The sequence below is a fragment of the Sphaerisporangium corydalis genome, assembly GCF_025506355.1.
GTDB classification, from domain to species: domain Bacteria; phylum Actinomycetota; class Actinomycetes; order Streptosporangiales; family Streptosporangiaceae; genus Sphaerisporangium; species Sphaerisporangium corydalis.
In genome coordinates, this window is record NZ_JANZYP010000015.1 from 79,598 (window position 1) to 91,431 (window position 11,834).

The following is an 11,834-nucleotide window of genomic DNA, read 5'->3' on the forward strand; positions in this document are numbered from 1 at the left end:
GTCAGTCTGGCAAGAGGTGACCTGACGTAAGAAAAGAGCCCCCCATGCCCCCTCACCCTCGCGAGCCCCTGGATCGCCGCCGGTTCCTCCTGCTCAGCGGCCTCGCGGGCCTCACCGCTGCGTGCGGCGCCGACCGGTCCAGAAGACCCTCGGCCGCCACCTCGGTCCCGCTCAGCCGCCCTGGCGCGCCGGCGCGGCTGCCCCTGCACGCCGACGTCCCCCCGGTGGCGGACGGGCGCTCGCCCGAGAAGGGTGGCAAGCTGAAACTGCTCAACTACGCCGAGTACATCTCGCCCGACGTGTGCAAGCGGTTCGGCAAGGCGCACGGCGTCGAGGTCGAGGTCACGACGTTCACCACGATGGACGAGATGATCGCCAAGCTGCGGACCGCCGGAGAGTCCTTCGACGTCTGCTTCCCCACGCCGGACGTCATCTCCAAGATCACCGTGGGCAAGCTGCTCCAGCCGCTCAACGCCGGCTACCTGCCGAACCTGTCCAACGTGTGGCCGCAGCTGCGGAACCCGTTCTACGACCAGGGCGCGCAGTACACCGTGCCGTACAACGCCTACACCACCGGCGTCGGGTACCGCGCCGACCGGGTCTCCTCCGTGCCCGCCAACGGCTACGACCTGCTGTGGGACCCCGCGTACAAGGGCAAGGCGTACGTGCTGGACGACGCGCGCGAAGGGCTGGCGATGGCGATGCTCCGCAAGGGGATCACCGACGTCAACACCGAGGACCCCGCCAAGATCAGGCAGGCGGGCGGGTGGCTGGCCGAGCTGATCGCCCTGACCAACGTCAAGGTCGGCATCAGCGCCTACCAGCTCGTCGCCGAGGGCCAGGCGACCGTCCACCACTGCTGGTCGGGGGACATGGTGAACGCCCAGTCCTACCTGCCCAAAGGCGTCAAGGCCGACGTCCTCGGCTACTGGTACCCCGCGGGGGGCGCGGGTCTCGTCGGCACCGACACGATCGCCATCCCGCGTACGGCGGCCAAGCCCGTGCTGGCCCACATGTTCCTCGACCACCTGCTCGACCCGGCCGTGGCCCAGGAGAACTTCTCCTTCACCGGCTACCAGCCCGCGCTGTCGGCGATCACACCGGAGAAGATGGTCGGCGACGGCTTCGTCACCGAGCAGCTCAGGTCCACGATCGTCACCCCCGAGGTGTACGCCCGCGGCCTCCAGCTCCTCGCGATCAGCCCGCCCGCCGAGGCGATCTGGAACGACGCCTGGTCCGCCTTCAAGGCCGGCCGATGACCCCTCCCCCCGGAGCGGAACCCCCGCCGGCCACCCGCCCCGGACCCCCGGCCCGGTCCTGGAAGCGCCGGGCGGGGAGACGCGGGCCCCGGCTGTGGCCCGCGCTGGCGGCGCCCGGGACGCTGTGGATCCTCGCGCTGTTCGCGGTGCCGTTCTACGCGGTCGCCGCCGTGGCCTTCGGGTACACCGACCCGATCTTCAACTCCCCCGTGCCCGAATGGGACCCGCGCTACTGGGACCTCACCGCGTTCGGCGAGATCGTCCGGCGCAGCCTCTACGGCGACCTCCAGCCGGTGTTCCTGCGCACCCTGCTGTACGTCGGCGCGGCGCTGGCCGTCTGCGTCCTGCTCGGCTACCCCGTGGCGTACTACCTGGCCAGGCACGCCGGGCGGCGGCGCGGCCTGCTGCTCGCGCTGGTGCTCGCGCCCTGGTGGATCAACTACATCACCCGCATGCTGGCGTGGCTGAACCTGCTGCAGGACGACGGGTACGTCAACGACCTGCTGCTGTTCACCCACATCGTCAGCGAGCCCGTGCGGTGGCTGTCGGGCAACCCGTACACGGTCGTGCTGGCCCTGATCTACGGGTACATCCCGTTCTTCATCGTGCCGCTGTACTCGACGCTCGACCGGGTCGACGAACGCCTGCTGGAAGCCGCGCGCGACCTCGGCTGCTCGGGGCGGCGGGCCTTCTGGCACGTCACGCTGCCGCTGTCCCGGCACGGCCTCATGACCGCCTCGGCGGTCACCGCGCTTCCGATGTTCGGCGACTACTACACCAACACCTTGGTCTCCGGCTCGCCGACCACCACGATGGTGGGCAACCAGATCGAGTTCTACCTCCTGGGCGGCACCCGCAAGGAACTCGGCGCCTCCCTGGTCCTGCTCCTCTCCGCCCTCCTCATGGCCCTGATGGCCTACTACCTCATCGCCTCCCGCCGAGCCGAAACCGACCTGACATGACCCCCCATGCGCCGCGTGCGGCGAGGAGGCGGCGTTCGGGGCGGCGGCGGCCGGTGGTGCTGGCGGCGATCACCTGGGCGTACGTCATCTGGTCGCTGGTGCCGGTGCTGGTCGCCATCCAGTTCTCGTTCAACGCGGGCAAGTCACGCAGTTCGTGGCAGGGCTTCTCGCTGCGCTGGTACGCCGGGGACCCGAACTCGGTGGCCGCCGACCCGAGCCTGCGGCTGGCGCTCGTCAACAGCCTGGTCCTCGCCGCGCTGACCACCCTGGTCGCCACCCCCCTCGGCGTCGCCCTGGCGCTCGGGCTGTCCAGATGGCGAGGCCGTACGAGCCGGGTCTCCAACGGGCTGATGCTCCTGCCGCTCGCCACCCCCGAGATCGTCATGGGCAGCGCCCTCTACCTGGTCTTCACCAACCTGTACCTCTTCATCCCCCTCGGCAGACCGGCCCAGCTCCTTGGCCACGTGACCTTCTCGATCTCCTACGTGGTGGTCATCGTCCGGTCCCGGCTGGCGTCCATCGGCGAGGAGTACGAGACGGCCGCCCGCGACCTCGGAGCCGACCGGCTGACGGCCCTGCGCCTGGTCGTGCTTCCCCTGCTCCTCCCCGCGATCTTCGCGAGCGCCATGATCGTGGTCGCCTCCTCGATGGACGACTTCGTGATCTCCTCGTTCCTCTCCCCCGACGCCTCCTCGGTGACCGTCCCCATCAAGCTGTACAGCGCCGTCCGCAACTCCCCCTCCCCCGCCCTCAACGCCCTCGCCACCCTGCTCCTCGCCGGTTCGGCCCTGGCCCTCTTCCTGGCCTGGCTCGTCCTGCGCCGCCGGGGCGCCTCCGACGCGCTCAAGGAAATGGCCACCATGTGATCACCGCACTGGATGAGGACGGTCCTACTCGGCCGGCGGCCGTCTCATCCAGTCCGGCACGTCCGCGCCGGTGATCTCGCGCAACCGCTCGGTGACCTGCTCCGGGCCCGCCGCGTACGCGCTCCGCAGGAGGTCGGTGATCGCCCCGGCGATGCCCTGGGCGTGGCCGGGCAACTCCTGCGCGAGCTGAAGGGCCGCCGCAAGCAGGCCGGTCGCCGCACCGAACCGGCCCTCACGCACCAGCACGCGCCCGAGGATCGCCAGGCTCCGGACGTATTCGGGCAGATGGGCGTCACGATCACGCTCGGCCAGGTCCGCGTACAGCTCGACGCCCCGCTCGGCCACCGCGACCGCCTCGCCCTCCCGCCCCGCCCCGGCCAGCCGGTTCGCGTGGTTGTTCAGCGAGGTCGCGAAGCCGGGCAGGTGGGCGTCGGGATCGGACTCGGCCAGCTCCTCGTACAGGCCGACGGCCCGCTCGGACATCGCGACCGCCTCGGCGTCCCGCCCTTCCTCGGCCACCCGCAGGGCGTGGTTGGTCAGCGCCATCGCCAGCCCGGACAGGTGGGCGCCCCGGTCGGACTCGGCCAGTTCCTCGTACGAGGCCACGGCCTGCCGCGACACCGCGAGCGCCTCGTCCCGCCGCCCGGCCCCCGCCAGCAGGGCGGCGTGGTTGTTCAGCGACACCGCCAGGTCGGGCAGGTGGGCGCCGCGATCGGTCTCGGCCAGATCGTGGCGCAGAGCCACCGCCCGCCGCGACACCGCGACCGCCTCGTCCCACCGCTCGACCTCCGCCAGCCACGCGGCCTGATTGTTCAGCGCCTTCGCGAGGCCGGGGAGGTGGGCGTCACGGTTCCGCCCGGCCAGTTCCTCGTACAACGCCAGGGTCTCCCGCGACACCGCGACCGCCTCCGGCCCCCACCCCGCCTCCGCCAGCCGCTTCCCGTGGTTGTTCAGCGCCATCGCCAGTCCGGGCAGGTGGGCGTCACGGTTGAGGCCGGCAAGTTCGCGGTGCGCGCCCACCGCCCGCCGCGACACCGCGACCGCCTCGGCCCGCCGGTCCGCCCCCGCCAGCAGGGCGGCGTGGTTGTTCAGCGCCATCGCGAGGCCCGGCAGGTACGCGGCGCGGTCGGCCCCGGCCAGCTCCTCGTACAGGTCGAGGGCCTGCCGCGACACCGGGACCGCCTCGGCCCGCCGCCCCAGCTCGGCCAGCAGGGCGGCGTGGTTGTGCAACGCCATCGCCAGGTCCGGCAGGCGCCCGGTGCGGTCCGGCCCGGTCATTTCCTCGTACGATTCCAGGGCCCGCCGCGACACCGGGGCCGCCTCGGCCTGCCGTCCCACCGCCGCCAGCCGGTTCGCGTGGGTGTTCAGCGAGGCCGCCAAGCCCGGCAGGTACGTGGCGCGGTCGGCGTCGGCCAGCTCCTCGTACAGGTCCAGGGCCTCCTTGGACATCGTGACCGCCTCGGCCCGGCGTCCCATCGTCGCCAGCCCCAGGGCGTGGTTGTGCAGGGACATCGCGAGTTCGGGCAGGTACGCGGCACGGTCGTGCCGGACCAGCTCCGCCCAGATGCGCAGGGCCCGCTCGTTGGAGGCGAGGGCCTGGGTGTGCAGGCCTGCGTAGGACTGCCGCAGCGCGAGGTCGTCGTGGACGCGGCCGTGGCGGGCGAGGTCGCCGGTGGCGGCGAGGCGGTGGGCGGCCAGGCGGGTGGCCAGGGCGGCGATGCCGATGTCGAGGTCGATGTGGCGGTGGGCGGGGAGCTCGGCCTCGATGGCCTCCAGGAGCGCGGGGTCGATGGTGTCCAGGCCGGCCAGGGTCGTCAGGGCGGTGCCGCCCGCGGTCAGCGCGAGGCGGGGGTGGGCGCGTAACAGCGGGTACAGCTCGTACTCGGCGACATGCGGCCAGCGCGCGGCGACCTCGACCAGCACGCCGAGCGCCCCGCGCGCCCACCCCGGGACACCGCCACCGGGATCGGCCTCACCGTACGGGCCGGTGACGGGCGAGCCGGTGACGGGCGAACCGGTGACGGACGAACCGGTGACGGACGAACCGGTGACGGACGAACCGGTGACGGACGAACCGGTGACGGACGAACCGGTGACGGACGAACCGGTGGCGGACGAGCCGGTGGGTTCGGTCGCGGGGGTGAGCAGGCGGGAGGGTGCTCGGTGGGCCCAGGGGTCGGCGGGGTGGTCGTGGGGATGGCCGGGGGTGGTGAGCGCGATGAAGTCCTCGCCCAGCCGGTCGGGATACAACGGCTGCAACATCCGCGCCTCCCCGCCCGGAGGTCCCGGCACTCCTGGCGCACCCGGCGTTTCCGGCAAGCCCGAAGTGAACGACGTGCCCGACGAGCTCGGGGTGTCCGGGCCAGAGGGGTCCGCGCCGGAGGAGTTCGCGCCGGAGCGGTCCGGGTCGGAGGGGTCCGCGCCGGAGGCGTTCGCGTCGGAAGGGTCCGGGCCGGGTGGGTAGTACAGGGCGTGGTCCTTGAGGATCTGGCCGACGTCCAGGTGGGACTCCACACCGGCCCTGAGCAGGACGGCCCTGCCGTCGGCATGGGTCAGCGGCCCGGTCAGAGTGGCGGCGTACACCGCCTGACCCATCGCCTCGGGAGAAGTGGCCACCGGGTTGTCCCGGGTCGGGGCGTGCATGGCCTCCCAGTGGTCACGCTCGCGGGCCAGCAGGAACGCCGACACCTCCACCGGATCGACCGGCGCGCCGGCGCCACCCGGCCGGGCCAGCACCGCGGCCAGCGCCGCCATGTGCACGGTCAGTACCAGCCCGTACGCCGCGTGCCGCTCCAGCCCGCCCGGCACCCCGGCGTCACCCGGCACACCCAGCGCCTCGGCGAACCGGTCGCGGGCCGAGGCGAACAACCCGGCGCGCGTCACGCCCGGGTCCCCCTCCAGCGGGCCCAGTTCCTGACGGGTGGCGGCCACGTCCAGCTCGCGGCCGATCCGGCCCGCCACGCTCTGCCACCACGTGCCCGCCGGACGCGACAGCAGCAGCACCCGCACCGGGACGCCGGCCCCGATCGCCGTGTCGGCCAGCAGTGTCAGCAGGTCGGCGGTGTCCCACCGCTCGGCGTAGTCCACCACGACCAGCACCCCGGCCGCCCCGTCCGGCTCAGGCACCCGCAGCACCGGGGGCACCGAACGGTCACGCCGATGGTGCGCCGCCAGCACCACCCACCCCTGCCGCGCCCACGCCCCGGCGAGATGCCCCGCCAACCGGGTCTTGCCCTGGCCACCGGCACCGTGCACCAGACGCACCGCCACCCCGGACGAGCTTGGATCGTCACGCCACGCCCGCAGCCGGTCCACCTCGGCGCCGCGGCCGGTGAACCCCACCACCTCGTGGGCCGCGCGCAACACCAGGCTGGGCTGCCGGCGCAGCCGCTCCGGAGACGGCACCGCCGGCGCCGGCGGCCAGACGGAGATCCGGTACGGGGCCCGGCCCTCGTACACCACCATGTCCCCGCCGGCCTGGAACACCCGCCCGAACCCCGACGCCGACGCGGTCTGCGCCACCCACATCACCACCCCGCCCGCATGCCGCACCTGACGCTGAATCCTCCCAGGAGGGGCCTTGCGAAATCATTGCTCGTGGACGTATATTCGTAGACGAGTAAGGAAATGGGAGGACGTCAGTGGCTAAGCGGAGGAGGGTCGGGAACCTGCTGGGGCTCGCCGTGCTGTCGGCGGTGGTCTTCGAGCCGATGCATCCCTACGAGATGGCCTCGGTGCTGCGCGAACGCGGCAAAGAGCAGGACATGGACATCAAGTGGGGCTCGCTCTACACGGTCGTGCGGAACCTGGAGAAACACGGCCTGATCGAGGCCACCGGGAACACCCGGCAGGGAGGCCGCCCCGAGCGGACGGTCTACCGCATCACCGACGCCGGCCGTGCGGAGATGGAGGACTGGGTGCGCGAGCTGCTCTCCACCCCCGATCGGGAACATCCGAGGTTCGCGGCCGGACTGTCGGTGTGGGGCGTCCTCCCCCCGGACGAGATCACGACCCTGCTCCGGCGGCGGCTGGACCTGCTGGAGGCGAGCGGCGCCGAGCAGCGGGAGTCCCTGGAGCGGTACGGCCGCGAGATCCCCCGGCTGTTCCTCGTGGAGGTCGAGTACGACCTGGCGATCCGCGAGGCGGAGGCGACCTGGATCCGTGCCCTGGTCGAAGAACTGACGTCCGGTTCGTTCCCGGGCCTCAAGGAATGGCGGGACTGGCACCGGACAGGCCGGCTACCGGCGGGGATAGCCGCACTGGCCGAAAGGGGCGGCAAGGAAGGCTGACCCGGGACGTCCTCGCCGCGCGTAAACCGTCGCCGGTGAAGTCCTGAAGTACGGAAAGCGGCCCCGGCGGGGGTGCGGGAACACCCGCCGCCGGGGCCTGACCCTCGAACCGAACCCGCGGAACGGAACCCGGCCACGAGGTGGCAACCGCAAGGATAGCCGGGCTCCTGTTCACGGGCCGGTTCGGACGCTCACATCCGAGACCGGAGAGATCATGAAGAACACGAGAGACGGAAGCCGCAAGAGCGCGAACGGCCTGGAGCGGTCGCAGGCGCCGATGATGGAGGGCCGGATGGCCCGCTGGTACGCCCGGCAGCGCGCCTCCGCCAGCCAGATGGAGGCGACGCGGGCGTCCGCCGCGCGGCTCACCGACGGCCTGCCGGCCGGCGCCGCCGTACTCGAGGTCGCGCCCGGCCCCGGGTACCACGCCATCGAGATGGCACGGCCCGGCCGCGTCCGGGTCACCGGGCTGGACATCAGCCGCACGTTCGTGGAACTCGCGAGCGAGAACGCCCGGCAGGCGGGGGTGGAGGTCTCCTTCACGCTCGGCGAGGCCGCCCACCTGCCGTTCGAGTCCGGCTCCTTCGACCTGGTCGTCTGCCAGGCGGCGTTCAAGAACTTCGGGCGGCCGCGCGAGGCGCTGAACGAGATGCACCGGGTCCTGCGTGACGGCGGGACGGCGGTGATCGACGACATGAGCGGCGAGGCGTCAGACGCCGCCATCGACCGGGAGGTCCGGGGCATGGGGCTCAGCCGGCTGAACTCCGTGATGACCAAGCTCCCGCTCATCTGGCTCCGGCGCCGCGCCTTCACCCCGGCCCAGTTCGAGCTCCTGGTCGCCGGGACCGCCTTCGGTACCTGCGAGATCACCACCGACGGCATCGGCCTGGAGGCCCGCATGACGAAGCGGCCCTCCTGACCGTCCCCTCACCCTCCGACGCGCTCCCCGCGTTGGGGGGTGAGGCTTTCGGCGCAGTCCACGACGGTGGTGGCGGCGGGGCGGGGGTGCCAGTCCAGCAGGCGCTGCGCCTTCTCTGAGGTGTAGACGTGCTTGTGGTCCAGGCTGGGGGTCACCGAGCGGATCGCGGGGTCGAAGAGCGAGATGGCGCGGAGCAGGAAACTCGGCAGCCGTCGCGTGGGGACCTTGCTCGCCGCCGTTCCGAGCTTCGAGCGCAGGACCTCCGCGATCTCGGCCATCCACATGAACTCGGTGACGCCGATGAACCGCTGCCCGGCCGCCTCGGGTGAGGTCATCGCACGGATGTGCAGGTCGGCGAGGTCCCGGACGTCCACGACGGTGAATCCCAGCCGGGGGACGCCGGGGATGCTCCCCTTCATGAGGCGGTCCACCACCTGCGCCGAACCCAGGTTGTCGGGCGTCAGCACCGGGCCGAGCACCGCCCCCGGCAGGACCGTCGCCAGCGTGGTCGGCCCCTGGTGTTCCTCCATGAACCGCCAGGCCGCCCGCTCGGAGATCGTCTTGGACTTCCGGTAAGCGTTGAGCCTCCTGTCCTCGGTGTCGGTCCAGACGGTCTCGTCGTTGACGCTGTCCGGCCCGGCCAGGGGCGGGCTGGCGGCGGCGGTGGAGGACGTCAGCACCACCCGCTTGACCCCGGCCCGGGTGGCGGCGCGCAGGACCCGCAACGCGCCGTCGCGCGCGGGGACGATCAGCGTGTCCGGGTCCTTGGGGTCGTCCACGCCGAGCGGCGAGGCGACGTGCAGCACGTAGTCGCATCCGGCGACCGCCGCGTCCCATCCGTCGTCCGACGTCAGGTCGGCGGCGACGACGGTCAGCCGGTCGCCGGGGTCGACGGCGCCGGACACGGCCGCCCGTACAGCCGGCTCCTTCGAAAGGCTTCGCACGGTGGTGCGCACCGTGAAGCCGCGCCGCAGGAGTTCCACGACGCACCAGCCGCCGACGTATCCGGTGCCACCGGTGACCAGCACGGTCTCAGCCATGTCGATCTCCCCTTTCGGTCCCTGTCATTTCATTAGCCGATCGGCTAATGAAATGACAACACGCGGCGTCGTGGCTGTCAACCGGTCGGCTACCATCGCCCTCATGGCGTCCACACGAGCCGAGCAGGCCGAGAAGACCAGGCGCACGCTGCTCGACACCGCCCAGCGGCTGTTCGCCGAACACGGGTACGACGCGACGTCGCTGCAGATGATCGCGGACGCGATGGACGTGACGAAGGCCAACGTCTACTACTACTTCCACACCAAGGCGGAGATCCTCGAAGCGATCACCGACCTGGCCATCGGCGGGCTCGCCACGATCCTGGACACGGCGGAGACGATCCCCGACCGGCGGGCGCGGCTGGAGTTCGTGGTCGACGGCTTCGTCGACCTGGTCGTCGCCAAACACGCCATCACGCCGATGAACCAGACCGATCCCGGCATGCGACGGCACGACCGGGTCAGAGGTCCCATCGACGCGCTGACCGAACGGGGGATGCGCGTGCTGTTCGGCGACCGGCCGACCCTGGACGAGCAGGCGGCGTACTACCTGGTCAGCGACCTGGGGCAACTGATCAGGCGCTTTCCTGGCACCCCCGTCGACGACCTCCGCGCCACCCTGAAACGACTCTGCCTCCGCCTCGTACAGGACTGAGTCCTCCGCCCTGGTCCCCGGCGCGCCGTGGCCTTCAGAGCAGGACCACGCAGCCTCGGTGGCGGAGGGCGGTCAGGGTCTCGGGGTGGTGGTGCAGCTTGTTCCAGCGGAGGTCGAGCTTTTCGAGGCGGGGCAGATCGGCGATCGTGGGAGGAAGCTCGCGGAGCCGGTTGTTCCTGAGGTCCAGGTGCGTCAGCGCGGCCAGGTTCCCGAGCTCGTCCGGCAGCCGGGCGAGAAGGTTGTCCCTCAGGTCGAGAAGGCGCAGCTCGCGCAGGTTCCCCAGCGTGGCGGGCAGTTCGGTGATGCGGTTGCCGCGCAGGTGCAGCTCGCGCAGGTTCAGCAGCCGCCCGAACGACGCGGGCACACCGGCCAGGCGGTTGCCGTACAGCCGCAGCTCCACCAGGGCCGCCAGGTCGCCGAGGCTGTCCGGCAGTTCGGTCAGCCGGTTGTCGGTGAGGTTCAGGTACTCCAGCCGGCGCAGCCGCCCGAGCGAGGACGGCACGGAGGTGAACCCGTTGTCGCTCAGGTAGAGGTAGTCGGTGAGGTTCGGCAGGTCGCCGAGCGCCTCGGGGATCGCGCGCAGGGAGTTGTGGCCGAGGTCGAGCATGCGCAGCTCACGCAGGGCGCCGACGTCCTCGGGGATCTCGGTGATCGCGTTCTCGGCGAGGTTGAGCGACCGCAGGCCGGTCAGCCGCCACAGCGCGTCCGGTACCGAGGTGAGCGCGTTGCCGCCGGCCGACAGGTGCCGGAGGCCCGACAGCCGGTCCAGGCCGGCCGGCAGCTCGGCGACCCGGTTGCCGTACAGGAACAGGCTGGACAGTCCGGTCAGTTCGAGCAGGGCGGGTGGCAGGACGCTGATGGCGTTGCCGTCCAGATGCAGCTCCCTCAGCGCGCCGAGCCGCCCGATCTCCTCCGGCAGGGCGGTGAGCCGGTTGGCGTCGAGCCGCAGCTCGGCCAGCAGGGGCAGGTCGCCGATCGCGGCGGGCAGCTCGGTGAGCCGGTTCCAGGCGAGGTCGGCCCGGCGCAGGCCCGCCAGGTCGCCGAGGTCGCCCGGCAGCGCCTCCAGCCCGAGCCCGGCGGCCAGCAGTTCCACCACCACGCCGTCCCGGCGGGTCAGGGTCGCGGATTCCAGTGTGCGCACCGTCGGACCGTACCCCGTCCCGCCTTCAGGGACGGAGCCGGTTTCGCGAACCCGGTTGGGACCGTACCCCGGTCCCTCACGTTCAGGGGCCGGGACGGCGGAGGGGTACGCGGTCGAGGTCAGGATGGACGGTCGTGGTCGGGATGGACGGTCGTGGTCGGGATGGGCGGCAGGGGTCAGGAGGGGCTTTCGGCGGGGAAGAAGTCGGCGCCCTGGACGTACTCCATCGCCTTGACGAACTCGGGGTCCGCCATGCGCCGCTCCAGCTCCGCCGGGGTCACGTCCTCGACGCGGGTGTGGATCCACCACAGATTGCCCAGCGGGTCGCGTACCCGGCCGACGCGGTCGCCGAAGGCCAGATGCGTCACGTCGGTGACCGAGGTGCCGCCGGCCGCGACGGCCCGGCGGTGCGCGGCGTCGGCGTCCTCGACGTAGAGCCGGAGGAAACCCGGGGTCGGCGGCCAGCCGGGCCGCGCGTCGAACATCATCACCACCGAGTCGCCGATCCGGACCTCGGCATGCCCGATCCGCCCGTCCTCCCCGGCGAGGACGGCGATCTCTTCGGCGCCGAACGCCTCCTTCACGAACTCGATGAGCCGGATCGTGTCACGCGAGATGATCCACGGCGTCACGGTGTAGTAGCCCTCGGGAACCGGCTTGACGGCCATATCAGTACTCCTTGCTCACGGTGCCAGGACGTTCC

Annotated in this window: 10 protein-coding genes; 6 read left to right on the forward strand and 4 right to left on the reverse strand. The window is 71.9% G+C overall.

Annotation, left to right across the window (positions count from 1 at the left end; translation table 11 throughout):
• The first annotated feature begins 44 nt into the window (after positions 1-44).
• The 3 genes from NYZ98_RS13440 to NYZ98_RS13450 are packed head-to-tail and all read left to right on the forward strand — an operon-like array spanning position 45 to position 3,087.
• Positions 45-1,259 (forward strand): spermidine/putrescine ABC transporter substrate-binding protein, encoded by a 1,215-nt coding sequence (locus NYZ98_RS13440; RefSeq protein ID WP_262843069.1) that lies wholly within the window; start codon positions 45-47, stop codon positions 1,257-1,259.
• Complete coding sequence (locus NYZ98_RS13445; RefSeq protein WP_262843070.1) at positions 1,256-2,221, forward strand: ABC transporter permease; 966 nt, start codon at positions 1,256-1,258, stop codon at positions 2,219-2,221. Before NYZ98_RS13440 ends, NYZ98_RS13445 begins: the two co-directional genes overlap by 4 nt.
• Positions 2,218-3,087 (forward strand): ABC transporter permease, encoded by an 870-nt coding sequence (locus NYZ98_RS13450; RefSeq protein WP_262843071.1) that lies wholly within the window; start codon positions 2,218-2,220, stop codon positions 3,085-3,087. Before NYZ98_RS13445 ends, NYZ98_RS13450 begins: the two co-directional genes overlap by 4 nt.
• A 24-nt stretch (positions 3,088-3,111) precedes the next feature.
• Here NYZ98_RS13450 and NYZ98_RS41360 read toward each other — a convergent pair whose 3' ends face one another.
• The gene (locus NYZ98_RS41360) at positions 3,112-6,639 is read right to left on the reverse strand and encodes a tetratricopeptide repeat protein (RefSeq protein WP_316249564.1); all 3,528 of its coding nucleotides are present in this window, start codon (positions 6,637-6,639) and stop codon (positions 3,112-3,114) included.
• A gap of 89 nt (positions 6,640-6,728) precedes the next feature.
• Here NYZ98_RS41360 and NYZ98_RS13470 point away from each other — a divergent pair, with 89 nt between their 5' ends.
• Together NYZ98_RS13470 and NYZ98_RS13475 are read left to right on the forward strand one after the other, a co-directional pair.
• Complete coding sequence (locus NYZ98_RS13470) at positions 6,729-7,376, forward strand: PadR family transcriptional regulator (RefSeq protein WP_262843072.1); 648 nt, start codon at positions 6,729-6,731, stop codon at positions 7,374-7,376.
• A 214-nt stretch (positions 7,377-7,590) separates the two neighbouring features.
• A complete protein-coding gene (locus NYZ98_RS13475; RefSeq protein ID WP_262843073.1) occupies positions 7,591-8,295 on the forward strand; it encodes a class I SAM-dependent methyltransferase in 705 nt (234 codons plus the stop codon).
• An 8-nt stretch (positions 8,296-8,303) separates the two neighbouring features.
• On the opposite strand, the gene NYZ98_RS13480 is transcribed toward NYZ98_RS13475, so the two are convergent.
• Positions 8,304-9,335: an NAD-dependent epimerase/dehydratase family protein gene (locus NYZ98_RS13480; protein ID WP_262843074.1), complete on the reverse strand. Its 1,032-nt coding sequence runs from the start codon at positions 9,333-9,335 to the stop codon at positions 8,304-8,306.
• Positions 9,336-9,438: 103 nt separating this feature from the next.
• Between NYZ98_RS13480 and NYZ98_RS13485 the strand changes: the two genes are divergently transcribed.
• Positions 9,439-9,990: a TetR/AcrR family transcriptional regulator gene (locus NYZ98_RS13485; protein ID WP_262843075.1), complete on the forward strand. Its 552-nt coding sequence runs from the start codon at positions 9,439-9,441 to the stop codon at positions 9,988-9,990.
• 34 nt (positions 9,991-10,024) lie between these two features.
• Here NYZ98_RS13485 and NYZ98_RS13490 read toward each other — a convergent pair whose 3' ends face one another.
• Together NYZ98_RS13490 and NYZ98_RS13495 are read right to left on the reverse strand one after the other, a co-directional pair.
• On the reverse strand, positions 10,025-11,131 hold the full coding sequence (locus NYZ98_RS13490) for a leucine-rich repeat domain-containing protein (protein ID WP_262843076.1): 1,107 nt from the start codon (positions 11,129-11,131) through the stop codon (positions 10,025-10,027).
• A gap of 176 nt (positions 11,132-11,307) precedes the next feature.
• Positions 11,308-11,799 carry a VOC family protein gene (locus NYZ98_RS13495; protein WP_262843077.1) on the reverse strand — a complete coding sequence of 164 codons (492 nt, stop codon included), beginning with the start codon at positions 11,797-11,799 and terminating at the stop codon, positions 11,308-11,310.
• Positions 11,800-11,834: the final 35 nt, after the last annotated feature.

Excerpts from the sequence above, each read along its gene's own strand:
- NYZ98_RS13450 (WP_262843071.1), top strand. The coding sequence starts at position 2,218 with ATGACCCCCCATGCGCCGCGTGCGGCGAGGAGGCGGCGTTCGGGGCGG.
- NYZ98_RS13480 (WP_262843074.1), bottom strand. The coding sequence starts at position 9,335 with ATGGCTGAGACCGTGCTGGTCACCGGTGGCACCGGATACGTCGGCGGC.
- NYZ98_RS13440 (WP_262843069.1), top strand. The coding sequence starts at position 45 with ATGCCCCCTCACCCTCGCGAGCCCCTGGATCGCCGCCGGTTCCTCCTG.
- NYZ98_RS13445 (WP_262843070.1), top strand. The coding sequence starts at position 1,256 with ATGACCCCTCCCCCCGGAGCGGAACCCCCGCCGGCCACCCGCCCCGGA.
- NYZ98_RS13485 (WP_262843075.1), top strand. The coding sequence starts at position 9,439 with ATGGCGTCCACACGAGCCGAGCAGGCCGAGAAGACCAGGCGCACGCTG.
- NYZ98_RS13495 (WP_262843077.1), bottom strand. The coding sequence starts at position 11,799 with ATGGCCGTCAAGCCGGTTCCCGAGGGCTACTACACCGTGACGCCGTGG.
- NYZ98_RS13475 (WP_262843073.1), top strand. The coding sequence starts at position 7,591 with ATGAAGAACACGAGAGACGGAAGCCGCAAGAGCGCGAACGGCCTGGAG.